This is a genomic window from Flavobacterium psychraerolatum, assembly GCF_025960985.1.
In the GTDB taxonomy this organism is placed as follows: Bacteria; Bacteroidota; Bacteroidia; order Flavobacteriales; family Flavobacteriaceae; genus Flavobacterium.
This window is the reverse complement of record NZ_JAOQMX010000058.1, coordinates 1-24,254: the sequence shown is the minus strand read 5'-3', so window position 1 is coordinate 24,254 and position 24,254 is coordinate 1. Positions and strand designations below refer to the sequence as shown.

Sequence of the window (24,254 nt, the reverse complement as noted above, 5' to 3'; positions counted from 1 at the left end):
AATTTACGCATATTTCATTTGGTGTACAAATATTTAGGAAGAATATTTGGGTTAAAATTAATTTTGAAAAAAAGAGGTTTTTAGACAGTTTGACGGTTCGCAGCTTGTGGATGGTGGGGAGTTTTGAGCAGATTATTTTCGGCTTAACGTAAACGTAATTGACTACGGTAATTCCACTAAAACCCCACTATACACAAACTGTTGTTAGCGGTTCGGTTCTTTATTTATTCCAATTTTCGGTTACTTTTTGTACAGTTTATTCTTTTACAGTTAGTCCGCAATTAGAACAATTTTTATCAAATTTATGTAGTGGGTTTTGACATACAGGACAAACATTCCTATCAAATAACATTTTTGACGAATTAGGAATATTTGAATTTTGTTCTTCAACTGAAATACTCCTATTTGTATGAATGTTTTCTGAAATTTTTTTCAACAATTTAGTCTGTTCTTTTTGAATTTCAATTATCTCTTCAATTCTAAAAACCCAACGTGTGAAATAAACATTAAGAGCAAGAATTAAGACGCTAATTATTAGAATTATGAAAGGATTCATTTTTTATGGTTTTTACGGTTTCGTTTCTACACCTTTTAAGTTAGAAGCATTTTTTAAATTATTATTATTATGTCACAAGAAAAATCAAACACAGAACAACCAAACGAACATCAAGAATTGATGGAAGCTATTCTTTTGGTTTTAAAAGGTAAAAAAGCTTCGTTATGTAAATCAGTTTTGATAGGTTTAATTCGTCACGAAATTGACAAAAAATCAACCGTTAATTAAATCTAAAACTTCATTATAAGTCAAGTGTGTATAAATAAATAAATTTTTATCAGTCAGATAGATTATTGTATTTCCTTCGGCATATCCGTGTCCGTTTTCAATATTTCTAATAAATGATATGTGTTCAATAAAAACTGTAACATCTAAATTTTGGTTATCTTTTAGTTGAATAAATTTTTTCATTTAATTAATTGTTTAAAATTATTATTTCTTTTTTCTGCGTAGGTTCTGCCGAACTGACCGCTAACTTGTATATATGCGAAACAAACCTTCGCCTATCCACCCATATTTAGGTGCAAAAGCGAAGGTTTGTTTCGCTTTTTTTTATCAAATGTAGGTAAATAAACTTATAAATCATCAAAAGGGCTCTTTATTTGCTGTAGACTTTTCGTACTTACATGAGTATATATTTCAGTGGTTTTGCTACTATTATGCCCTAAGAGTTCTTGTATATATCTGAGGTCTGTACCACTTTCTAGCAGGTGCGTAGCATAACTGTGACGCAACCAGTGCAATGTGGCAGGTTTAGTTATGCTGCTTTTTGTAAGGGCTTGCTTTAGGATCAATTGGAGACTCCTAGCGTCGTATGCTTTTCCTGTTGTTTGTCCTTCAAATAAAAAATAGTGCGGCTTATAAGTCTTGTAATATTCTCGTAGCATTTCTAATATCTTTGGACTTAAGGGAACTATACGGTCTTTTTTGCCCTTAGAATTTTTTAATAAAACAATGTTCCGTTTTGAATCTATATCATGTGGTCTCAACGCAAGCAATTCACCACAACGTAGGCCGCAACTGTAAATTACCGAAAGCATTGTTCTGTGTTTTAGATTGCTATGTGCTTCCAAAATCAACTTTACTTCTTCTTTACTAAGTACATTTGGTAAAACTTTGGCACGTTTTGGACGGTGAATTTTGTCTACTAGCATTTTGGTTTCTCTGACGGTTTGAAAAAAGAGTTTGACCGCATTGACTATTTGATTTTGATAGGAAGACGAAAGATTATTTTTTAAAATATGGTCATTATTATAGTCTATAACATCAATATTTGTTATTTCGGCTATAGATTTATCGCGGTAATATACCAAGAACCATCTTAAAGCTTCGCTGTAGGTGGTAACCGTTCTTTCACTATAGCGTTGTGAACGCAAATGACGTTTGAATTTTTCAATTTGTTCAATCCCCTCTGCTGATGGTAGCAATTGTTGCCTAGGTACTATTTTGAACCGTATTCTATTTTCATCAGTATCGGGCAAATGCCAAACCATTTTTGAACTGCTCCATTTGGCACCCTGAATTTGTTTTATACGGTTGATTAATTCGGTATTTTTTTCAAAATAAACCGCTATTCTTTCCGTGCCTTTGTGCTGTATAGATTTGGCTGACCAGTTCATTACCATTAATTTATAAAATAAAGATAGCTATTTTGTCTAAAAAAAAATAATAAAAAACTTGTAATTTGTTTTTTAAATAATCATAAATTTTCTTATAAAGTTAACGTTGAGGCCAATTATGGTAAGTAGAAAACAATGCAGCTTATAAATTAATTGTAATTGTTGCACAAAAAAAACCGAACAAGAAATCGACTCCTGTTCGGTTATTTAAAAACACTAGATTTTAGAAAAAAAATTAATGTTCTAAGAAATTGATTAAATGTTCTCTATTTTTATAATAGGTTTCCTGTTCCAAAATAGCTTTACGATTACGGGGGCGGCTGTAGGTTATGTCAAGTATATCTCCAATTTGTGCACGTGGACCCGAGGTCATCATGATCACGCGATCGGCCAAGAAAATAGATTCGTCAACATCGTGTGTAATCATAATTCCAGTGGTTTTTTCTTTGTCCAAAACTTCAAGCAAAACATCTTGCAATTCTCCTCTTGTCAAGGAATCTAGCATTCCGAAGGGTTCGTCCAAAAGTAAAACTTGAGGTTTTAGTGCCAAGGCTCTTGCGATTCCGACACGTTGTTTCATTCCTTGCGAAAGGTCTTTGGCTTTTTTGTCGAATGCGCCGTCGAGACCTACTTTACTAAGGTAGTATTTGCAAATGTCTTGACGCTGTTTTTTAGTAGCATTGGCAAAAACTTTGTCAACACCCAATTGTACATTTTCTAGAGCACTCATCCAAGGCAACAAACTTGGAGACTGAAAGATCACGCCACGATCTGGTCCAGGACCTTTAATTGGGGTTCCGTCCAAGATGATTTCGCCACTTGTAATAGGGTTTAATCCTGCAATCATGGATAGTAAAGTTGTTTTTCCACAACCCGAATGTCCGATGATGGAAACGAATTCCCCTTCTTTGATTTTTAAATTCAAATTTTCGAGAACGACAAAATCACCCTTTGGAGTAGGGTAGACCTTGGTGAGATTGGATAGTTCCAGCATGTATTTTTCAAACCCTTGCTGGTCACGGGGTATATTTTGTGTATGCGTTGTAGTTTCTATCATAATTTTTAATTTTTAGCCACTGATTAAAAGGATTGATTCTGATTTTTTTAGTATCAGATTCTGTAATGGGTATTAATCTGTGAAAGCTTTGTTGCATAACTTTAATTTCTTTAATCTGTGTTGTAGAAGAATGTTTAATCGAATTTCATTGGAACCAAATCAGGCAATTCATATTGCGTAACTTCCAGTCCGGCAGTTCTTTCTTGCCCAATCTCCATCAAATACTCAATAATCTTGTTTCGTAGTTTTTTGAAATTGTCATTGTGGTTCAAAGCGATTTTGTTTCTTGGACGTTCAATAGCAATGTCAAATTCTGGTCCTAAAGTTGCTTTTGGTCCTGGTCGCAACGGAATCACTCTGTCGGCCATAAAAACGCCTTCGTCCACATCATTAGTAATCAACAAAGCGGTACGTTTGTCTTCGCTCCAAATCGAAAGGATTTCTTCTTGTAAGTTTCCTCTAGTCAAAGCATCCAAAGCGCCCAACGGTTCATCCATCAAGATTAGTTCGGGTTTCATGGCCAAAGCTCTTGCTACCGCCACACGTTGGCGCATTCCTCCAGAAAGTTCTCTTGGTTTTTTATGAGTAGCATGAGCAAGATTTACTTTTTCGATAAAAGAAATGACATGCGCTTCTACTTCTTTATTTGACCAGTCTTTGAAAACTGCTTTCACTGCCATGGCGATATTTTCATAAACACTCAACCAAGGAAGCAAAGAGTAGTTTTGAAAAATAATGCCACGTTCATGACTGGTTCCTGATATTGGTTGTCCTTTGAATAATATTTCACCCGAATCGGGTTCGATTAATCCAGCTAATAAATTGACCAAAGTAGTTTTTCCACTTCCTGTAAATCCTACGATAGCTACAAATTCGCCTTCTTCTATTTTTAAATTGATGTTTCTTAAAACTTCGGTTTTGTTCTTGCCTTCACCGTATGATTTACAAACATTTTTTAGTTCTAAATATGCCATGTTTTTCTTTTTTTAAGTGGCTTAGTTTCTGAGTGCCTAAGTTTCTAAGTTCTTTAGAGCAGGTGTATCATAATTGCTAAGCCCTTTAGTTTGTTTATACATTAAGTTGTTAGTTTCTAAGTGACTATTTTTCTTAGAAACTTAGCCTCTTAGCAACTTAGTAACTCTCTAATCCGTAAACGTTAGTAATTTTTGGAAAATCATCATCACTCTGTCTAGCATGAATCCGATGATACCAATGACAAACATGGCAACAATAATTTTTGAATTCGAATCACTAGAACCATTTTGGAATTCTTCCCAAACAAAAGATCCTAAACCTGGACTTTGTGCTAATAATTCGATCGCAATTAATACCATCCAAGCTACTGAAAGCGTGATGCGCAGTCCCGTAAAAATCATCGGGAAAGAAGAAGGAAGGATAATCTTGAATATTTTCTTGAAAGTTCCCAATTGCAATACTTTGGCAACGTTCATAAAATCTTTGTCAACCGATGAAACTCCAACGCTGGTGTTAACCAAAGTCGCCCACATGGAGCATAACCCAACACTGATAAAAGAGATTACAAATGATTTTTCGACATCAACATTCGTTAGCATTGTTTTTACAATCATCGAAACTAGTAATAACCAAACTACAGGAGAAACGGGTTTTAAAATTTGGATTAACCAGTTGAATGAAGTTCTTAAGGTATCACTCAATCCCAATACGATTCCGAGAGGTACTGCTATAATAATCGATAATAAGAATCCAGCAAAAACGGTTTTCAAACTCGTTTTTATTTGGTCTACGAATGATGGACGTCCTGTGTACACAATTTCAGTTTCTCCGTTGGCAATTCTTTCAGCATTAATGGTGGAATATTTGTCTATAAAATCCGCTTTTTTAGTAGCCATTATTAGGTGATCGTCCCATAATTTACCTAAAGCGCCTGCCACCATTAATGGTGAAGGTAGCGAATTGGGTCTGCAGCTGATATCTCCAGAAGCGATGCAATCCTCTAATCTTTTTGCTGCTTCAGGCCCTTGATCTTTTAATGCTTTTTCGATTTTTATTTGCGAATCAACATTAGCTAAATAATTAGAAAATGATTGCCATAAAAGAATAAATAGAAGTACAGATAGCAAAGGAAAAAGTATTCTTTTGAAGGTGTCTATTGCATTTTTTTTCACTTCTTCACCTGTTACTAATCGAATGAGAGGTTCTAGATAACCCAATCCCATAAAATTCACGGTTTTTATTGTTAATGTCTTCATAGTCTGTTTTATTTAATAATGTTTGTTTTAAAAAGGGATTGTATTTCGTGAAATGTGAATCAGAACTTTTTAAAATAATTCGTCTAGCTTTAAAATGTAAGTAAATAATAAAAGAAACTATTTACCAGATTGTTTGTTTTGTTTTTTTGAAATAAATTGAGGACACCATCACAGCATCCTCAATTTTAAATGCTTAATATTTTGTTTTAAGTTTTTAGATCGAGTAGGTTCAACTAACCACGTCTACCATAACTCACAACCCATAACTCATAACTTTTTCACCTTAACTCTTGTTCCCAATTTTCATACTCTTGATGTACTCCAATGGTTTTTTACCGTCGTATTGAAGACCGTCAATAAAGTCAGATGTTGCTTCTTTGTAACCGTCGGTTGTTGGAATATCAGTTTGCTCTAAGTTTCCTTCTTTCACTAATAATTCAGCTGCTTTGGTCCAAATTTCTGGTAAATACACTTCTTTGATTTTTGAGGCGTACCAATCTGCTGGTTGTGCTTCTGTAATTTGTCCCCAACGTCTCATTTGTGTCATGTACCAAACTCCGTCAGAATAGAAAGGGTAAGTTGCGTTGTGCTTGAAAAACACATTGAAATCTGCAGCATCACGTTTGTCTCCTTTTTCATATTCAAACGTTCCTGTCATAGAGTTTTTCAAAACCGCTTCGTCTGCACCTACATAAGCAGGACTCGATAATATTTTTACAGCTTCGTCTCTGTTTTTTGGATCATCCAACCATTTTCCAGCTCTGATTAAAGCTTTGGTAATTGCAATGGCTGTATTTGGATTTTTCTCTACGAATGCTTTAGTCATTACAAATACCTTCTCAGGGTGGTTTTTCCAAATGTCATTTGAAGTAATTACCGGAACTCCAATTCCTTTACTAACTGCTTGTTGGTTCCAAGGTTCTCCTACACAATATCCGTTGATTGTTCCTGCTTCCAGAGTTGCTGGCATTTGTGGTGGTGGAGTTACTGATAAAAGCGCTTCGGCATTAATCATACCTTGTGCATTGTCTTTGGTGTACATTCCAGGGTTGATTCCGCCTGCTGCCAACCAATAACGCAATTGGTAATTGTGCGTTGACACTGGGAATACCATACCCATTTTGAATGGTTTGTTCGCGTTTTTGTATTCTTTGATTACAGGAACCAAAGCACTTGCACTAATTGGGTGTACTGGTTTTCCATCTTTTAAAGGTAAAGAAGGTTTCATTTTAGACCAAACATCGTTAGAAACTGTAATCGCGTTTCCGTTCAAGTCCATGGAGAAAGTCGTTACCAATTTGGCTTGTCTTCCAAATCCAACCGCTGCAGCGATAGGCTGACCTGCTAACATGTGCGAACCATCAATTTGTTCATCAATTACACGGTCCAAAACGTTTTTCCAGTTTGATTGTGCCTCTAGTGTTACAAAAAGTCCTTCGTCTTCAAAGAATCCTTTTTCTTTGGCGATGGCAAGCGGTGCCATATCGGTTAGTTTGATGAAACCTAAAGTTACTTGTGGTTTTTCTAATGCTAATTTTTCTGTTGTTGAAGCGGTTGCAGTTTCTGCTGCTGCTCCTTCTTTTTTTGCGTCTTTTTTACAGCTGATAACTCCTAAAGCAGTTATGGCTAGTAATGAAATTTTAAATACTAATTTTTTCATCTTATTTGTTTTTAGTTCTTTATAACTTGATTATTTTTTACTTGAAAAGATTTGTGGATTGATGTTTACCATTACCCAAGCCCAGTTGTTGGTAGTTCCTGCAATTCCGCCTTTAAGGGTTTCCATCGTGCTTGATCCAAACATTTGAGAATATCCTGCGACAACCGTAACATCTTTGTAAAGTTTGTAAGCAGCTGTTAAGTCAACCTCTGTTCCTAAGTAAGAATCTTGTTCTACCGCTCCAGCGAATACTTTATTTGGCGCATAGAATAGGTGTGGAGTTAAGGACATATTTACTTTTTTGATTGGGAAATCCAATTTTAACGATACATCTTGCAATCCTACAGAACCTGCGTGGTTCCCAACGTAGAAATAATCCATAAAACCATTGAAGGCGTGATTGGTACCAAAAAGAGGGTTGAATGATTTTACATCTGTGCTTAAATCGTTTTGATCTTTTCCTGATAAAAATTCATATCCTAGAGTTGCTTTTACTTTTGAACTTAGTGCAAAAGCTGCATTGGCAGAAGCGTTGTAGGCAGAAACTTTGTTAGTTCCAATTTTTCCTGTTTGTCCGTAAAAACTAAAGTCTAAAGCTACCTTTTTACCTTTATAGGTTATATATGTACCTAAAGTTTGATTGTAATTGGTTTCAATTTCAGCAGGAGCTTTTAAGTAATCCCTACCTACGTTCATTGCCAAGAAACTCAATCCTACTTTGTTTGCATTGGTATGGTACCAAGCATATTGCATGTTTTTGTGATCTGTGTTGTATGGAGTAGATGGAGCGACTTTGTTTTCGTTATCTGCATTTAATGCAAATCCTAAATCCAATTGATTTTTACTGTCTTTGTAAGTGATTAAAGCAGCATCATGGCTACGACCTTGATTGGCCCAATCCAAACCTCCTAAAATACGTTGGTTATCATAAGATAGTACTTGACGACCAATTTTTGTACTCCATTTTTCGTCAAAGTTGTATTGTGCCCATCCTTCATAAATGGCAACTCCGTTTACATCACTTTTTGGAATCGTATTTCTATCTCCCCAAGTACGTAGGTTTTGCAAAGCCACTTTTACTTTTAATTTAGAATCACCGTAGTTTAAGTTTACTCTAGAACGTTGCCCTATAAAAGAAGTATGTTCAGTTGTTGGAGTTAATAAAGTTCCAAAACCGTTTGTATATTCATAACGTGGTCTAATTTGAATGTCGGCGTTAAATTCTTGTGCGTAGGTAGTAGCGCTAATTAATCCTAATACTGAAAAGGAAATTGTTTTAAGTAGCTTCATAATAATGGGTTTAGATTGATATTTGTTTTTCTAATTATTGATAAGGCAAATATACGTACGTAGTTATACTTACTAAAACTGTAAAGCGCAAGGAATACTAAGTTTTTTAGCGTTAGTTTGGTTGTGCTTTGTGCAATGAAAAAAGTGTGTTTTCGCATACAATTAGATTAATGTATTGATTTACAGTGTTTTTTGATGTTATTTTTTCATGCTTTTCTAAAGTAGATATTTCAAGTAGAAGTACTTAGGTAATTAGTTTTTGAGTACAAGGCATAAAAAAAGCTCATTAAAAATGAGCTTTATATAGAGTATATGTAGTGAGAAATTAGAATTGCTTGTGTTCAATGATTTCTCCCTGTAGTTTATTAATTTGTATAAGGCTGATTTTTTTGCCTACGGTGTTAATTAAGGATTCTTTTTTGAGACTGGAGAAAATACGAGTTACTTGTTCGTCTGTAGTTCCAGCAAAATCCGCAATTTCTTTGCGTGATAAGCTTACATTGATTAAATTGTTGGTATGTCCAAATTTGTTGTATAAGTGTAATAAGGTGTCAATTACTCTTTCACGTACATTCATTTGAGCAATTTTCTTTACTTTGTTTTCGCTTTTATTGAGTTCTTCAGCGTAAAATAACATCATGTCATAAGTGAACTCAGGAATGATTTTGAGTATGCTTTCCATGATTTCATTACTGAAGTTACATAATACAGTATCTTCTATAGCAGCCGCTCCAATGAGGTAACGGTTTCTTGTTCCAAATCCTCTAAATCCTATTGTGTCTCCTTGAACTGCCAAACGGACGATTTGCTCTTTGCCATAAATTCCCGTTTTTATAATTTTTACTTTTCCTTGGTATAAAAAGTATAACCCTTGTATTGGTGCGCCTTCAATCATGAACTGCTGACCTTTTTTGCAAGCGAAAGTATTTTTTTGCAATATAAAATCTTGCATCTTTTCTAGATGCAGGTGTTTTTTTATAAAACAGCTTGCATTTTCACAAGTACTACAATCGGCATTTAATCTTTGCATGACATTTCAGTTTTAGAAGAATTTTCTATTTCTAACAAATTTAGTTAAAAATACGTATTTGTACTTATTTATATCGATTAAAGTAATTCGTTTTTGTGTATTTGAGAATTTGGTAATTTGATTGGGTTATTCTACTTATTAAGCAAAATTAGACACTAATTTATATTGGTTTTGCAATTGCTGTTTTATTAATTTAGACCAAAATAAAGCCTTCCAATTTGGGTAGATGTGTCCGAACTGTGAAAAAAAATACAATTTTTATTTAGTTTAAAGCCAAATATAAAACTACATTTGCGCTCGAATTGAGGTTGCTTTTTTAATTTTAAAGAGCATTAAAAGGGAATCAGGTAGTAGATTAATCATTGCTTTTGCCAATAAAAATTAATCTAAAATCCTGAGCTGTTCCCGCAACTGTAAGCTAGAAAGCTTGTTGTTATCTACACGACCATTGTTCGCCTTTGCGAATGAGAAGGTAAACAACAAGACGCAAGCCAGGAGACCTGCCTTTTTTCTTAACTAATATAAATCTCTCGGGAAAAAGGGGTTTCAAGTATTATGACAAGAAATAACTCGATTTTTTACATCTTATTTTTGATGTGCCAGTTTGTATGGGCACAATCGGACAGTATCCATAAGTTAAAGGAAGTTGTCGTTTCAGACACTTACCTTAAACAGTTTAAGAATACGCAGTCTATTCAGCATTTGAATGACTCCTTAATCAGTCGAAATGGCGCTTCGCTTACCTCACTTTTAAATTACAACACGGTACTTTATTTTAAAGAAAATGGTCTAGGAATGGTTTCTTCTCCATCTTTTAGAGGGACTTCGGCACAGCAAACAGCAGTAATTTGGAACGGAATAAACATAAATTCACAACTTTTAGGGCAAACCGATTTCAATACCATCTCAACTCGTGGCTTTAATTCGATTGATGTAAAAGCAGGAGGCGGAAGCGTTGTCTATGGTAGTGGTGCTGTTGGTGGTACAATTCATTTGAATAATGACTTAAAATTTACCGATACATTTACCAATGATTTGCAAATTAACTACGGTGATTTTAATACGCTAAGTGCGGTATATGGAATAACGGCTGCAACCCAAAATATCAGTTTTGATGCTAGTTTTTCTCGCACTAGTTCGGATAATGATTATAAGTTTGTTGGTAAAGAAGATCGAAATCTAAACGGTCAATATTATAATAATGTGCTAGATGTAGCTTTTGGGTATAAAATAAATCACAAGAATAGCTTGAAGTTTTATAGCGAAATTTATGATGGTGAACGTCATTTTTCCTTAACATCTCCTAATGCAACCAAAACAAAATACCAAGATTTTAATACTCGAAATTTACTGAGTTGGGGCAGCTCATTTGGGATTTTTACTACCGATTTAAAGTTGGCTTACATTACAGAGCACTATAATTATTTTGAAGATATCAATAGGGACGGACTTAGTTCTGGAGGCGTGAGAAGCTTTATTGGAAAGTACAGTCTTGATTATACAGTATTTAAAAATACTAAAATAATAACTCTTATTGATTATACAAGGAACAATGGAACAGGTTCTGGAATAGAAAAAAATAGTCGTGACATTGCAGGTGCGAGCCTTCTGTGGAAACAACAATTAACGCAGCAATGGAATTACGAAGGAAGTCTGAGGAAAGAATTCTCAAATGTATATAAAAGTCCCGTGCTTTTTTCTGTTGGATCTCGATATTCTTTTTCTAAAGTGTATGACTTAAAGTTTAATTTTTCTAAAAATTATAGAATTCCAACCTTTAATGATTTGTATTGGGTCGGAAGCGGAAATTTAGATTTAAAACCAGAGCAATCCTATCAAATAGAAATTGGAAATGAATTTCACTATAATGGTTTTCGAGCAACAGTTACGGCTTACGGTTCCAAGATTGATGATATGATTCGGTGGTTGCCTACAAACTCCGGGAATTGGTCACCTATCAATGCCGATAAGGTTTCTATTTATGGTGCTGAAGCTTTGTTGGGGTATTCAAAAAAATGGAATTCGCATAGTTTTGGTTTTAGTGGAACCTACTCTTATACGGTTTCAAAAGACGAGAGAACTCAAAAACAACTTTTCTACGTGCCATACCATAAACTTACGGGAGCATTGCAATACAATTACAAAAAAGTAGCTGCCTATTATCAGTTGATGTACACTGGTGATGTTTTTACAACTTCAGATAATAGTCCTAAGTATATTCTAAATGCTTACACTGTTTCTAATGTAGGGGTTGATTATAATTTTAGCAAAAAAAATATTTTTAAAGTAGGTATAAAAGCAGCCAATCTTTGGAACGAAAATTATCAAGCGCTACCTAGCCGCTATATGCCTGGGCGAAATTTAACTATTTATTTGAATCTTAATTATTAAAAAATGAAATTTAAAAAACACTATGTAAGCATTCTTGCCATTGCCTTTTTGTTTGCTTCTTGTACAAAGGATGATGTTGCAGAAAATGATGTTCCGTTAGGAGCCTATGATAACGGTATTTTAATTTTGAATGAAGGGAATTATGGTACTCCAAACGCATCAATTTCCTATATTTCAAATGACTTTTTGACATTTCAAAACAATATTTTCTTGACTGTTAATCCAACTAAAGTATTAGGAGATGTAGCACAATCTATGAGTTTTGACAATGACAAGGCCTATATTGTTATAAATAATTCGAACAAAGTCGAAGTAGTAAATCGATATACTTTTGAAAGTTTGGGAACGATAACTGAAAACATAAAAAATCCACGTTTTAGTGTTGTTCTTAACGGGAAATTGTATGTTACAAATGCAACTTCTAAAGCAATTACTATTTATGACGCAACTACATTCAGCTATATTGCTTCAATTGAGTTGAATAAAACAGCCGAAAAAATTGTAACTGCAAACGGAAAGTTATACGTAATGAATGGTGCTTATGGGTACGGAAATCAAGTAACGGTTGTAAACCCAACAACAAAAGCTATTGTATCGACCATTACTGTTGAAGAAGGTGTTAATTCTATCGAAGAAAAAAATGGAGTGGTGTATGTTTTATGCGGAAATTCAGCTAGAAGTAAATTGTTTAAAATTAATTCTTCTTCAGATACGGCAACTTCTTTTGAGTCTACCACATTGACAGGATCGTTGAACATGGATGTTGAAGGAGATAAAATTTATTATACAAGTGGTGCAGGAGTTTATGTGATGAATACTACCGCAACTAGTTTTTCTGAAACAGCTTTAATCTCAGTAGCGTATACTCCTTATTCTACTTTTTATGGATTTAATGTTATAGATGGGAATATCTATACGGCAGATGCCAATGGATTTACAGCCGATGGTACAGTTACGGTGTACAATTCAACAGGGACTGTGGTTAAAACATTTACGGTAGGCAAAGGTCCAAATAACTTTTACTCAAACAAATAAATTAAAATTATAATCAAATAAGAACTGTCTAAAAAGTATTTTTTTTATCCCAAAGGGAAAAATTAAATAGCTATCCTAAAACTAATATCTAATACTAAATTTTAAAAAAGTAATAGATCTTGGATGCAGATAGGCTTTTTAGACGGTTTTTTTATGCACTAAAAAGAAGAAATTATGAAAGGAAAATTATTTTTAAGTCTATTTTTATTGACTATTTGTGGGTATTCACAATCGTATCCAGGTCCAGCAGGACAGGCAGGTTCGACGGCTATAGCAGGAACAAGTTCTGTTTTTAAAGCTTGGGCAACCGGAGCAACAATTACTCGTGGGCCACAAGATATCAAAAATCCAACAGGACCAGTAGCTACGGTAGGTACAGCAGATAGTGCTCTAGGCGCGCCCAATGGTTCGGGTGTAGTGAGTTTGGGCGATGGTGGTAGTGCCATTGTAACTTTTGCAAAGCCAATTATGAATGGAGATGGTTTTGATTTTGCCGTTTTTGAGAATGGCTTTTCGGATACCTTTTTAGAATTAGCTTTTGTTGAGGTGAGTTCAGATGGAGTGCATTTTTTCAGATTCCCTTCGCACAGCGAAACACAAACTACAACTCAAATTGGTGGTTTTGGTTCTGTAAATGCAACATACATTCATAATCTTGCAGGTAAGTATAAATCCAATTATGGAACGCCATTTGATTTATCAGATCTTGAAGATAATGTTTTATTGAATAAAGATATAATCACTCATATCAAAATAATAGATGTTATTGGTACCATTGATCCTTTGTATGCTTCTTATGATAGCAAAGGAAATATTATAAATGAACTGTATAGCACTCCTTTTGCCTCTGGAGGGTTTGACTTAGACGCAGTGGGTGTTATCAATCAAAACGAAAATTTGGCGGTTAGTAATTTTAACGCTATTGCTTCGCTTTCTGTTTATCCTAATCCTGTTTCAGATGTTTTGTATATTGAAACAGAGGAGGAATTTACGGTAACTGTTTACGATTTTACGGGTCGTTTGATTAAAAATAGTAATAGTACACAGGGAAAAGAAATGCGCGTTTCTGATTTAGTTCCTGGGAATTATTTGGTCGAATTTGTTGTTGGGAAACAAAAAACAATCAAGAAGATTGTCGTGCAGTAATCCGTTTAAAGTAGAGTTTAACTATAAAATCCCGTTTTCATCATCTGAAAACGGGATTTGTTATTTTATAAAACCAAGAAGTTAATATTAATTTTTTCTATCGATTTGATTTGCCATTCCAGGTTGTTTTTCGTTCATCATATTGGTGATGGTTATGTGCATCCAGATCAAACAAATAGCAGAGAAAAGCAATACAAAAATCCAAGAACTAGACCAGATTCCAGTTGTAGTTAATAGGTAACTAAAGATAATTGGACAAAAGAATCCACCCAATCCACCTAGTAATCCTACCATTCCACCAACAACACCGATTTCGGTAGGGAAATATTCTGGGATGTGTTTGTAGACTGCTGCTTTACCGATTCCCCATGAAATACCAATCAAGATTACTAAGACTAAGAACACCCACATATTGGCGTCAAAGTTGATTCTTGTTACTCCTTTGGCAATTAATTCTTTCTTGTTTACTTCTTGGTTTTGCTCCACAATTACTTTTTGCCAAGAGGACTTAGTTGGAAAAATATTTCCTTGTTCTGTGGCTTCTGGTTTGGAATCAATGGCATATTCTTTGTCTCCAATAGATATTTTCTCTGGTGAGATTGCGGTCACGATTCCTTTTTTACCAGCCATAACACCTGGTCCTGCAGTGGTGATTTCCATTTTTGGAATCATCAACAAAGCACTCAAAATAACTGAAGAACTTAGTACCCAATACATTACTTTACGAGCTCCAAATTTATCAGACAAATATCCTCCAAAGGCACGAATTACTCCAGATGGTAAGCTAAACATGGTGGCAAACATTCCACCCATAACCAAACTTGTTGAGTAAACATTCATAAAGTTGGGTAATAACCATTGCGAATACGCTACAAAACAACCAAATACTAAGAAGTAATACGCTCCAAAACGCCAAACTCTGGCACTTTTTAAAGTAGTAAGCATTTGTGGAATCGTACGGTTTGATTTTTCTAATTTTCTGTTTTCTGCAAAAAACAAGAAGATCAATCCTATGACTAATAAAACAGCTCCGTAAACTATTGGAAGCATTTTCCATCCGTTTTCAGGGTCTGCAATCGAGAATTGATTTAGTAATGATGGCGCTACAAAGGTTGTAATAGCGGCACCTGCGTTACCCATTCCGAAAATCCCTAATGCTCTACCTTGCCATTCTTTTGGATAAAAAATGGAAGTATAACCTATTCCAACGGCAAAGCTGGTTCCTACCAATCCAAACAAAAAGCTTAAAATAGCAAACATGAAAAAGCTATCGGCCAAGGGTAAAAGGAAAAGAGGAATAGAGCATAAGAGAAGTAAGGTGGCGAAAACATATTTCCCTCCATATTTATCGGTTAGGATTCCTATTGGTAAACGCATGATAGAACCGGTTAAGATTGGGATTCCCAATAACCATCCTACTTGAACGACGCTCCAGTTAAAAATACCTTTGTCTACTAAGAATGTAACTAATACACCATTTAATGTCCAACAAGCAAAACATATTGTGAATGCAAGGGTGTTAAGGAATAACATTCGGTGGGATTTTGATAAAGAAGTTGAATTTTCCATATATACTTATATTTTTTTCACAAAGGTAAGTAGTATGCGCTAGTTATAACCTGCTAAAACACAGGTTTTGTAAAAACAATAAGTAGTTTTACGTATATATACGTAGTTAGTAGCTGTTTTTGAGTTTTTCGTGTATTTAGGTTCGTTTTTTGAGTTTTATTCATTGAAAAGGGATAGTTCATTTGGGCATGTCCCGCTGAAAAACGCGGGTCGGGCTATACGTTCCAATCTTTTTTGGGGAAAAAAAAGACCCAAAAAAGGATTTCCTTTTCTATCCCTCATGCAAAATTGTGTTTCGATTGGATTGTTTACGGAAAGGAATATTTGATGAGGTGCAAAATTTTTGTTACAATTGTTTTGGCTAAAGCCCTGTGAGGTCGCTATTGCCTAATCGTATTAAAGCCCGATTCTACTGAATTGTAGTATATGGAATAGCAGGAGGAATTCTAAAAAAAAGTTGAAACCAATAGTACGAATAGAAATAGATTTTCAAACCTACGGAATGATTTTTCAATGTACAATTAAGGGTATAAAATAGTTGAATTACATCGGTATTAATCCCGATGTTTATGATTTATGTATAGAAACTGCTTTAGCTATAATATCATTATTCTGTCTAAAGACCAGTTTGTGTTATACGGGTAATTGGGTTAAAATCCGATTCTATTGAATTGTGATTGGCGAAAGATCAATTCTCATATATTATTAAAAAAAAAACAAAAAAAATCCTTTCCTTCAAATTTTTTTTTGAAGGAAAGGATTTTTTTTTTGAAATTCTAGATTTACAACAGAGAATATTCCGTTGCTTTGTTCGAAAGTTCCATTAAGTTTTTGACTTTTAATTTCTTCATCAAGTTGAAACGGTGTACTTCTGCAGTACGTTTACTGATTTCGAGGGTTTCTGCAATTTCTTTATTTCCTTTACCTGAGAGTAATAATTTTAAGATTTCTTTTTCTCTCTTGGTAATCGTCAATTCCTCTGCCATTGGACTTTTTTGTTCGATAGTTCCGCCGTTAGATAATTGTTTAATCAAAATTGAAGAAATATCACCTGTGAAATATTTACCACCATTGCTTACGATATGTAAGGCTTTTAGAAACTCTTCTTTGCTTGATCCTTTTAATAAATATCCATCGGCTCCAGCATTAATAGCTTTGAGTACGTACTCTTCAGAATCGTGCATAGAGAGTACAATTGTTTTAACAAAGTTACCATCCTTACGTAGTTGATCTACGGCTTCTATACCTGTCATATTAGGCATGCGAATGTCGATAATCAATAAGTCGGGTTTGGTTTCTTCAACAATAATAAGTGCTTCGAGGCCGTCTGTGGCTTCGCCAACTACTATAATGTTCTCCTCGGATTCTAACAACGATTTGACTCCATCGCGTACAAAAACGTGGTCATCTGCTAGAACTACTCGAATAATATCACTCATAATATACTTAAGTTTAAATAGGGAAGTGTTACGTAGTTAACACTAAAATAAATTGCAATATACGTAATTATTGATTAGTTATCGAAAAAAATATAGCGTCGTCTATTTAGTGACTATAACTGTATGGTAGTCTGTAGGGGATTTTGATAAGTTGCATTAGCAATATATAAGTACTAAGCTGCAGTTTTACAAGAAAAATGAGTTGTATTTGCATTGGATAATCAACAGTAGACTAAAATACAGGTAGCCTCTGTGCCATTGTATTCAAATTTATCTAAATCGGAATATTAAAAGTAATGCGAGTTCCTTCCCCAATGATCGAGTTAAAAAAGACACGGCCATTGATGTATTGAATTCTTTCTTTCATAAATAGTAATCCCATTCCAGATTCGCTGGTTTTCTTTTGGTCTACGGTGCTCAGGTCAAAACCGTTTCCATTGTCGTCAATCGTGATACTTAGTAAATTACTACTGTGAGAAAGTTGCACTATAATATGAGAGGAATCAGCATATTTTATGGCATTGTTGATCGCTTCTTGGGTTAGTCGGTACAAATTTATTTCGATTAATGAATCTAGTCGTTGGTCAAAATTACTTTTGTTATAAAAAAGAATATTCTTTCCTGTTAATTTGGATAGTTCAAGTGTGAGTTTTCCGAGAGAAGATACTATACCATGGTCACTCAATTCGGGTGGCATTAGGTTGAAAGTAGCAGTTCTGACCCCTTTGATAATGTCTAGCGATAGTTTTTTGAGATACTCTATTTTTTGGGTTGATTTTTCTTTATCGTCTAGGTTAATACTTTCTAAGCTAAATTTCAAACCCGTTAACATTTGACCAATCCCATCGTGAATTTCTCTTGCGATACGGTTTTGTTCGTTTTCTTGATTTTCTACTATTCTGCTCGAAATGATTTTTTGTTGGTTGATTTTTTCGGCTATGTTTTCGGCATTCAATCGTTCTACTTCTTGCTCAGCATTTTTTCGAACGGTAATATCAAAACAAATGACTAATAACTCTGATTCTTGTTTTCGAATCGTTACTGGTATCATGGACAAATCTAGCCAAACCGATTCGTTATCATGGTTAGTCAAATTAAGCTCGCCTTGCCAGCCACTTTTCCGTTTTTCGGTAATCATTCGATTCAAAAACAGTTGTTCTTTTTCGATAGGAGTTAAAACTTCAGAAAACTTTTTATCAAGTTGAAAAGCTGTGTAGTGAATTAGTTTTGCAAATTTTTCACCAATGTGAATGATGGTTCCATCGTTGGCAACACGGCAATATAGTAAGGTATTCTCCATGGCGTAATTGAGCGATTTCAATTCTTTTACCGAATTTTCTTTGGCTTCGCTCAAAATCTCAGCATTGTAAGCTAGTTTGAGTGCTTTTTTCTCAGAGGTCAATAGTTTCGAAATAAGTTCTTCTATATTTTTATTAGTGGGTCTGAAAATAAAGTGAAATTCCAACAGCAAAACCATTAAGGTGAAGGTCAAAATTCCGTACTCTGTATTGCGCTGTAGGGTTACTTTATGAAAAGCTTCTCGCTCGTATTGTCCTACAATTTGGTTCATTTTCTTTAGGAAAACAACCTGATTATCAAGGATAGTTTTAATTAAATTTTTATTTTCGATTGGGCTTCCACCTATTTTTCGCTGTTTCAAGATAAGGTCGGTTGTACTTATGATTGTTTTAAAATTTGGATCTATGTTTTTGTATAAATCCGTCATTTTTGTACTGTGATCCTTTGGAAGTTTTAGATTGTGGTTTCCAAACTGAAGAGCTATTTGAGTTGATTCCCAAATGGAGAGTGTTTGCTTAATATTGTGAATTTGTTGATGTATTTTAACCGAATCGGTTATGGCATTGAGTATCAGAATCTCTTTTACTAATTTTTGGCTCAACATTCTTTGTTTACCAGAAATGTTGATTAATCGGGAATCGTCCAGTTGGGTATTGATATTGTATTGAATCAATAACTGACTCAACATAACCGTAATGGCAATGGTGATTAAAGCAAAAATATAGCGTTGTTTTAATGGCTTGAAATTAAAACTTTTAGCAGATTCTGATATACTTTTTGTCATAGGTTTATAGGTCGAGCGCTTCTTTAATTAATTCAAGATTTTCACTCGTGTAGTTGATTTTTAAAGCGGCTTCGTGACCTTCTTCAGACATTTTATTCCACGTTTTTAGAATAATATTTTTTAGTTTTTCTCGGTCGTGTTTTTCAACAAAAGGCTGTAAGTAATATTCCATGAAAACCAAGCAAATTACATCTTCTAGTAGTTGTGTTTCCTTGTCTTTCTTGAGTAATTTTTTTTCGATAAGAAAAGTTACTCTATCGATGAATTCACTGTCATATCCAGATTTTTTAAGAATTTTGGCAGTGGTTTGAGCATGAAATTTTTTCAAGTCTTCTCTCCATTTTAAGTAACCTACGCGATCCATAGGGTAGGAGTTACGGGCTATTTTCCAACGGCAAATGTGTTGTGCTTTGGATGCTATCTGAACTGCTTCGGAGGCAGAAGGACAAAAATCCATAAGTTTTGCAAACATTCTATTAGAGTATAATAGTTCTTTGGCAAAATTTACGGATTCATATGTTTCTATATTGGGATCTTGTGCGTTTTCGGCATCAATCCATTGGCTTGCTTGTTGAAAGGCTGTTGTCATTTGGAGTATTTTTTGGATACTTCAAAGATACATATTTAATCGATAAACCCAATCAATACTTCGCCTTCAAGGATTTTTACAGGATAGGTTGCTATCGAATAATCTTCACCATTTAAATTGGTACCGTCCACTAGCGAAAATGTTTTCTTGTGCATTGGACAAGCAATTTTGGGAACATTATCTGCCGAACCGGTCATTCCTCTAGAGAGCACCATCTCCATTTTGTGAGGACATACATTCTGGCAAGCGTACCATTCATTTCTTCTTTCGAAGTTAAAAACGGCTATTTGTTTGTCTTTATATTTTACGCAACCTCCTCTATTGCTAGGGAAGTCTTTAAGAGTTCCTGCTTTAAACCAAATTTTGACATCTTCTAAAGCAACACTTTTATAATTGGCTAGTACGTTTTCCATATTCTTTATTTTTTAGCTTTTGCAACGTGCTTTCAGCTTAATTTATAACATTTTTTGTTTTAAAAATTCCAAGATTTTGGCATTTTTTGGTCTCTTATTGGTACATATTCTATGTTTTCATCTTTATCCTCAGAGTTTACAAAGTGATTAAAACGTTTCATTAACCTTGGTTTTTCAAGTACTTGTTTCCATTCACATTCGTAGGTTCCAATAAGTGTTTGCATTTCTGATTCTAATGCTTCACAAATTTCAATACGGTCATGAATAATTACTTCTTTCAGGTAATCCAACCCACCGTCTAGTTTTTCCAACCAAGTAGCGGTACGTACTAGTGGGCCTGCAGTACGTATGTAGTACATTAAGAAGCGATCCAAGTATTTGAAAACTGTCTCTTTGTCTATTTGTTCTGCCAAAAGAACAGCATGTTTAGGATTGGCGCCACCGTTTCCACAGATATATAAGTTCCATCCACCTTCGACAGCGATGATACCAAAATCTTTACCTCTGGCTTCGGCACATTCTCTAATACAAGCAGAGACACCACCTTTTAATTTATGAGGAGAACGAATTCCTTTGTAGCGGTTTTCTAATTCAATTGCAAAAGTAGTGCTATCATCCATACCATAGCGGCACCAAGCATTACCCACACAGCTCTTAACAGCTCTTAATGATTTTCCGTAAGCATGTCCACTTTCAAAACCGTTATCGATTAATATTTTCCAGATTGCAGGTAGGTCATTTAGGGTTGCACCAAACAAATCAATACGTTGCGCTCCAGTTATTTTGGTATATAAATCAAATTTTTTGGCGACTTCACCAATGACCATTAATTTCTCGGGAGTAATTTCTCCAGCTGCAATTCTTGGTACAACAGAATAGGTTCCGTTACGTTGAATATTGGCCAAATACCTGTCGTTAGTATCTTGGGTAGTAACGTGTTTGTTGGCAGTATCATTATAAATACTTGAAAATACAGAGGCGACAATCGGTTTGCAAACCTCACAGCCATCTCCATTTCCGTGATGATCTACTACTTCGTAAAAATTGGTGTATTTATTGATTTTTACAATATCAAATAATTCTTGTCTTGTGTAATGAAAATGTTCGCAAATGGTTTCTTTTACCTCTTTTCCAATAGATTTTTGAGCTGCTTTTACAAGGTCAACAACCATTGGTTTACAACCTCCACAACCAGAAGTTGCTTTGGTTTGTTTTACTACGTCACCCAAGGTCTCGCAGGTTCCATCGGTAATCGAGCAACAAATAGCACCTTTGGTTACGTTTTCACAAGAGCAAATTACAGCCGTATCAGGTAAGTCCATTGCGCTTCCTAGAGTAGAAGTTTCGCCACCTCTAGCGCCTAGAATCAAGTCTTCGGGATTTGGAGGTAACGCCATTGCATTACTATAAATTTGGAATAAACCATTGTAATCACTCGAATCTCCTACTAGAATCCCTCCCAATAGTGTTTTTCCATCTTTGGTAACGTTGATTCTTTTGTAAGTCCCATTGAATTTATTTTCGAAAATAATAGCAGTAACTTCATCATTTTCGATAAAAGGATCACCAAAACTAGCTACTTCTACGCCTATCAATTTCAATTGAGTGGACATATCAATAGTTTCTCTCATGACTTTGTCTGAACCCAAAATTTGTTCGGCAACGACATCTGCCATTTCGTAACCTGGTGCCACCAATCCGTAAATCATGTGGTTGTACAATGCTACTTCTCCAATAGCAAAGATATTTGGGTCGGAGGTTTGCATCTTATTATCGACTACAATACCACCACGTACGCCTACTTCTAGACCTGCGCCTCTCCCTAATTCGTCTCTTGGTTTGATTCCGGCAGAAATTACTAACATATCTACTTTTAGTAAATCATCACCTTCGAACATCATTCCTGTAATTGCATGCTCTCCAGCTATATATTTTGTTGATTTGTTCAAGTATATCCCTATGTTCAATGCTTCAATTTTTGATTGTAGCATATCACTTGCACCTTTATCCAATTGTCTTGGCATCAAGCGGGGAGCAAATTCAACGACATGAGGATTTAAACCCAAATCACGAACTGCTTTTGCAGCTTCTAGACCGAGTAATCCACCACCAAGAACGGCTGCTTCCGTCGCGCCATTTTTCTTTATTTTTTTAGCATACGTCATGATAGCATCAAGATCTTCTATCGTTCTATATACAAAGACCCCTTCTTTTTCTACCCCTTCAATAGGAGGGACAAAGGCAGAAGATCCTGTAGCCAACACTAAATAATCATAAGAATGTGTTTTTTCTAAATGAGTAGTAATGGTTTTATTCTCTTTATGGATATCGGTAATTAATTCCGATGTGTTTAATAAAATGTTGTTTTCTTCGTACCAATTTGCGGATGACATAGATAAATCATCAGCAGTTTTTCCTGCAAAGTATTCACTAAGATGAACACGGTCATAAGCACGTCTTGGTTCTTCACCGAATACGGTAATTTGATATTTTTCATGTCCAGATTTTGAAATAAATTTTTCGCAAAATTTGTACCCCACCATGCCGTTTCCGACTACTATTATTTTGATCATAATATCATTATTAAGTATTACGTAGCAAATATAAGTAGTTTTACTTAATAAAAGCACTAAGAATTTGTTTTTGTGTTATTTATTGAGAATTCTTAATTGTTACCTTTGTAAAATGATTTTTTCGTAGTATTTTTTAGTTTTATTATCAAATAGTAAGCCTTATTAATGTGTTTTTGTTCGAAAATAAATATTTATAAAAGATAATCAGTCAGTTGTTTGAGGATTTTTGAAGATTTCACGAAAAAAAAATACGTAGATACTTTTTTTGATAGAAGTAAATACGTAGTTTTTAAAATTTCTGTTCAAAAATAAATTTCCTAACAAAATTGAGTAGTTCAGCTTATTTAATTATAATTGTACCGGATTAATTCCACTGCAATTGTTTCCTTTCGGACCAATATTTGGATGGTTTTACTTTGAAGGAATATAGGATATCTAGATCTTCTTGCGATAATTCAAAAGTATTCGCTTTTAGGTTATCCTTTACATGTTGCACCTCCGAGGCCCCACTAAGTACCATAAAGGGGTCTATTGACTGAATGCAAAATCGCAATGCAATCGCGTCAACACCTACTTTATGTTTTTTTGCAAGTCCTTCCAAGATGCTGTATAATTTGTAATAATGAGGGTAATCTGCATTTGGTAAAATTCTCCCGTTGGCCAATGCTTCTTTTATGACGATACGATTTTTATTCTTTTTTATAAGTTCAATAATCGAATGTAAGCTTTGATCTAATATATTGTAGGTAACCTGAAAAACTTCAAATAGCGGTTGGCCATCAATTTTAATTTCTAAGGCTCTCTTTAAAACTTCGACTTGGTTATCGCCCGATACACTCAAGCCGATATGGATATTTTGTATTGATTTTAACTCTGCCATTTTTTGCAACACGGCATCATTTTCTAGTACACCCGACTCAAAGGTAGCCGAATGGATTTGTAAGGTGGTAAGATTAGGGAATAGTATTTTTGAATCTTCCCATTGCTTTATTAGTTGATCAACCCCGTGATCTTTGAGTTCGTGGATATCAGCATTGAGGTCAAAATTGGCGGTATAAACATAGCCCCATTTGGTGGCAATTTCAATAGTGCTATCGTTTTTGGTTTTGATCCATTCGCTTACGATTTGTTCTGCAATACCGTAACCAGGAGCTGTGTCATAATAACGAATCCCTTTTTTATAAGCCGCATTCAAAACCTGAAATGCTTTCTTTTTAAAAGACTTCAAATCAAAAGCTGCTGTTGTTGCGTTTCTGATATTGATATAATGAGGTCGGCCAATTGCCGCAGTTCCTAGTCCGATTTTAAGCGTTTCCATATCTTTTTGTTTCAAATGTATCTAAATGTAATAAATTTTATTGGCAAGTCCTAAGGCTCCATTTTGAAAGAGCAAGTCTGGGTTTTATGTGAGGCTATTTTGTGTAGGTAATAGGAAGGATTGGATTGCAAAAGTATTTTCTATAGTACGGATTTTAAAGGTAAGTAATGGTCAAAATTTAATGTCGTATTTTGTTCCGAAATTAGTCAGGACAAAATTTAATTTTTCTTTGAGGTTTTCGAATGATTTATAAGC

20 protein-coding genes and 1 riboswitch are annotated in these 24,254 nt (G+C 34.7%); of the genes, 4 read left to right on the top strand and 16 right to left on the bottom strand.

Annotated elements, in window-relative coordinates; genetic code table 11:
* Positions 1–256 precede the first annotated feature (256 nt).
* Positions 257–556 carry a hypothetical protein gene (locus tag M2326_RS16120; RefSeq protein WP_264620573.1) on the bottom strand — a complete coding sequence of 100 codons (300 nt, stop codon included), beginning with the start codon at positions 554–556 and terminating at the stop codon, positions 257–259.
* A gap of 69 nt (positions 557–625) precedes the next feature.
* Here M2326_RS16120 and M2326_RS16115 point away from each other — a divergent pair, with 69 nt between their 5' ends.
* A complete protein-coding gene (locus M2326_RS16115) occupies positions 626–784 on the top strand; it encodes a hypothetical protein (protein WP_264620572.1) in 159 nt (52 codons plus the stop codon).
* Here the strand turns inward: M2326_RS16115 and M2326_RS16110 are convergent.
* The 8 genes from M2326_RS16110 to M2326_RS16075 form a co-directional block, all read right to left on the bottom strand.
* On the bottom strand, positions 770–967 hold the full coding sequence (locus M2326_RS16110) for a hypothetical protein (RefSeq protein ID WP_264620571.1): 198 nt from the start codon (positions 965–967) through the stop codon (positions 770–772). The two genes, M2326_RS16115 and M2326_RS16110, sit on opposite strands and share 15 nt — an antisense overlap.
* A 164-nt stretch (positions 968–1,131) precedes the next feature.
* Positions 1,132–2,175 carry a tyrosine-type recombinase/integrase gene (locus tag M2326_RS16105; protein WP_264620570.1) on the bottom strand — a complete coding sequence of 348 codons (1,044 nt, stop codon included), beginning with the start codon at positions 2,173–2,175 and terminating at the stop codon, positions 1,132–1,134.
* 235 nt (positions 2,176–2,410) lie between these two features.
* Positions 2,411–3,232: an ABC transporter ATP-binding protein gene (locus tag M2326_RS16100; protein ID WP_413603276.1), complete on the bottom strand. Its 822-nt coding sequence runs from the start codon at positions 3,230–3,232 to the stop codon at positions 2,411–2,413.
* Positions 3,233–3,366: 134 nt separating this feature from the next.
* Positions 3,367–4,206 carry an ABC transporter ATP-binding protein gene (locus tag M2326_RS16095; RefSeq protein ID WP_264620569.1) on the bottom strand — a complete coding sequence of 280 codons (840 nt, stop codon included), beginning with the start codon at positions 4,204–4,206 and terminating at the stop codon, positions 3,367–3,369.
* A gap of 168 nt (positions 4,207–4,374) precedes the next feature.
* Positions 4,375–5,463, bottom strand: a complete 1,089-nt coding sequence (locus tag M2326_RS16090; protein ID WP_264620568.1) for an ABC transporter permease — start codon at positions 5,461–5,463, stop codon at positions 4,375–4,377.
* A gap of 283 nt (positions 5,464–5,746) precedes the next feature.
* Entirely contained in the window at positions 5,747–7,123 is a 1,377-nt protein-coding gene (locus M2326_RS16085; RefSeq protein WP_264620567.1) for a CmpA/NrtA family ABC transporter substrate-binding protein, read from the bottom strand.
* A gap of 30 nt (positions 7,124–7,153) precedes the next feature.
* Positions 7,154–8,413, bottom strand: a complete 1,260-nt coding sequence (locus tag M2326_RS16080) for an alginate export family protein (protein WP_264620566.1) — start codon at positions 8,411–8,413, stop codon at positions 7,154–7,156.
* A gap of 325 nt (positions 8,414–8,738) precedes the next feature.
* Entirely contained in the window at positions 8,739–9,443 is a 705-nt protein-coding gene (locus M2326_RS16075) for a Crp/Fnr family transcriptional regulator (RefSeq protein ID WP_264620565.1), read from the bottom strand.
* Between the two features lie 288 nt (positions 9,444–9,731).
* A riboswitch (cobalamin riboswitch) is annotated at positions 9,732–9,965 on the top strand.
* A 72-nt stretch (positions 9,966–10,037) separates the two neighbouring features.
* Here M2326_RS16075 and M2326_RS16070 point away from each other — a divergent pair.
* The 3 genes from M2326_RS16070 to M2326_RS16060 all read left to right on the top strand — a co-directional run bounded on the left by M2326_RS16070 (position 10,038) and on the right by M2326_RS16060 (position 14,015).
* The gene (locus tag M2326_RS16070) at positions 10,038–11,834 is read left to right on the top strand and encodes a TonB-dependent receptor plug domain-containing protein (RefSeq protein ID WP_264620564.1); all 1,797 of its coding nucleotides are present in this window, start codon (positions 10,038–10,040) and stop codon (positions 11,832–11,834) included.
* Between the two features lie 3 nt (positions 11,835–11,837).
* Positions 11,838–12,869 carry a YncE family protein gene (locus M2326_RS16065; RefSeq protein ID WP_264620563.1) on the top strand — a complete coding sequence of 344 codons (1,032 nt, stop codon included), beginning with the start codon at positions 11,838–11,840 and terminating at the stop codon, positions 12,867–12,869.
* 174 nt (positions 12,870–13,043) lie between these two features.
* Positions 13,044–14,015, top strand: a complete 972-nt coding sequence (locus M2326_RS16060) for a T9SS type A sorting domain-containing protein (RefSeq protein ID WP_264620562.1) — start codon at positions 13,044–13,046, stop codon at positions 14,013–14,015.
* Between the two features lie 87 nt (positions 14,016–14,102).
* On the opposite strand, the gene M2326_RS16055 is transcribed toward M2326_RS16060, so the two are convergent.
* The 7 genes from M2326_RS16055 to M2326_RS16025 all read right to left on the bottom strand — a co-directional run bounded on the left by M2326_RS16055 (position 14,103) and on the right by M2326_RS16025 (position 23,999).
* Entirely contained in the window at positions 14,103–15,584 is a 1,482-nt protein-coding gene (locus tag M2326_RS16055; RefSeq protein WP_264620561.1) for an MFS transporter, read from the bottom strand.
* Between the two features lie 782 nt (positions 15,585–16,366).
* Complete coding sequence (locus M2326_RS16050) at positions 16,367–17,023, bottom strand: response regulator transcription factor (protein WP_264620560.1); 657 nt, start codon at positions 17,021–17,023, stop codon at positions 16,367–16,369.
* Positions 17,024–17,297: 274 nt separating this feature from the next.
* On the bottom strand, positions 17,298–19,106 hold the full coding sequence (locus M2326_RS16045; protein ID WP_264620559.1) for an ATP-binding protein: 1,809 nt from the start codon (positions 19,104–19,106) through the stop codon (positions 17,298–17,300).
* Between the two features lie 4 nt (positions 19,107–19,110).
* Positions 19,111–19,695 (bottom strand): DUF4202 domain-containing protein, encoded by a 585-nt coding sequence (locus tag M2326_RS16040; RefSeq protein WP_264620558.1) that lies wholly within the window; start codon positions 19,693–19,695, stop codon positions 19,111–19,113.
* Between the two features lie 35 nt (positions 19,696–19,730).
* Entirely contained in the window at positions 19,731–20,108 is a 378-nt protein-coding gene (gene nirD / locus M2326_RS16035) for a nitrite reductase small subunit NirD (RefSeq protein WP_264620557.1), read from the bottom strand.
* Positions 20,109–20,167: 59 nt separating this feature from the next.
* The gene (gene nirB / locus M2326_RS16030) at positions 20,168–22,681 is read right to left on the bottom strand and encodes a nitrite reductase large subunit NirB (RefSeq protein WP_264620556.1); all 2,514 of its coding nucleotides are present in this window, start codon (positions 22,679–22,681) and stop codon (positions 20,168–20,170) included.
* Positions 22,682–23,045: 364 nt separating this feature from the next.
* Positions 23,046–23,999, bottom strand: coding sequence for an aldo/keto reductase (locus tag M2326_RS16025; protein WP_264620555.1), 954 nt, complete (start codon positions 23,997–23,999; stop codon positions 23,046–23,048).
* Between the last annotated feature and the right edge of the window lie 255 nt (positions 24,000–24,254).

Coding starts and splice junctions, on each gene's coding strand:
- M2326_RS16070 (WP_264620564.1), top strand. CDS start 10,038: ATGTGCCAGTTTGTATGGGCACAATCGGACAGTATCCATAAGTTAAAG.
- M2326_RS16050 (WP_264620560.1), bottom strand. CDS start 17,023: ATGAGTGATATTATTCGAGTAGTTCTAGCAGATGACCACGTTTTTGTA.
- nirD (WP_264620557.1), bottom strand. CDS start 20,108: ATGGAAAACGTACTAGCCAATTATAAAAGTGTTGCTTTAGAAGATGTC.
- nirB (WP_264620556.1), bottom strand. CDS start 22,681: ATGATCAAAATAATAGTAGTCGGAAACGGCATGGTGGGGTACAAATTT.
- M2326_RS16080 (WP_264620566.1), bottom strand. CDS start 8,413: ATGAAGCTACTTAAAACAATTTCCTTTTCAGTATTAGGATTAATTAGC.
- M2326_RS16100 (WP_413603276.1), bottom strand. CDS start 3,232: ATGATAGAAACTACAACGCATACACAAAATATACCCCGTGACCAGCAA.
- M2326_RS16045 (WP_264620559.1), bottom strand. CDS start 19,106: ATGACAAAAAGTATATCAGAATCTGCTAAAAGTTTTAATTTCAAGCCA.
- M2326_RS16120 (WP_264620573.1), bottom strand. CDS start 556: ATGAATCCTTTCATAATTCTAATAATTAGCGTCTTAATTCTTGCTCTT.
- M2326_RS16065 (WP_264620563.1), top strand. CDS start 11,838: ATGAAATTTAAAAAACACTATGTAAGCATTCTTGCCATTGCCTTTTTG.
- M2326_RS16055 (WP_264620561.1), bottom strand. CDS start 15,584: ATGGAAAATTCAACTTCTTTATCAAAATCCCACCGAATGTTATTCCTT.
- M2326_RS16025 (WP_264620555.1), bottom strand. CDS start 23,999: ATGGAAACGCTTAAAATCGGACTAGGAACTGCGGCAATTGGCCGACCT.
- M2326_RS16090 (WP_264620568.1), bottom strand. CDS start 5,463: ATGAAGACATTAACAATAAAAACCGTGAATTTTATGGGATTGGGTTAT.
- M2326_RS16095 (WP_264620569.1), bottom strand. CDS start 4,206: ATGGCATATTTAGAACTAAAAAATGTTTGTAAATCATACGGTGAAGGC.
- M2326_RS16110 (WP_264620571.1), bottom strand. CDS start 967: ATGAAAAAATTTATTCAACTAAAAGATAACCAAAATTTAGATGTTACA.
- M2326_RS16060 (WP_264620562.1), top strand. CDS start 13,044: ATGAAAGGAAAATTATTTTTAAGTCTATTTTTATTGACTATTTGTGGG.
- M2326_RS16105 (WP_264620570.1), bottom strand. CDS start 2,175: ATGAACTGGTCAGCCAAATCTATACAGCACAAAGGCACGGAAAGAATA.
- M2326_RS16040 (WP_264620558.1), bottom strand. CDS start 19,695: ATGACAACAGCCTTTCAACAAGCAAGCCAATGGATTGATGCCGAAAAC.
- M2326_RS16085 (WP_264620567.1), bottom strand. CDS start 7,123: ATGAAAAAATTAGTATTTAAAATTTCATTACTAGCCATAACTGCTTTA.
- M2326_RS16075 (WP_264620565.1), bottom strand. CDS start 9,443: ATGCAAAGATTAAATGCCGATTGTAGTACTTGTGAAAATGCAAGCTGT.
- M2326_RS16115 (WP_264620572.1), top strand. CDS start 626: ATGTCACAAGAAAAATCAAACACAGAACAACCAAACGAACATCAAGAA.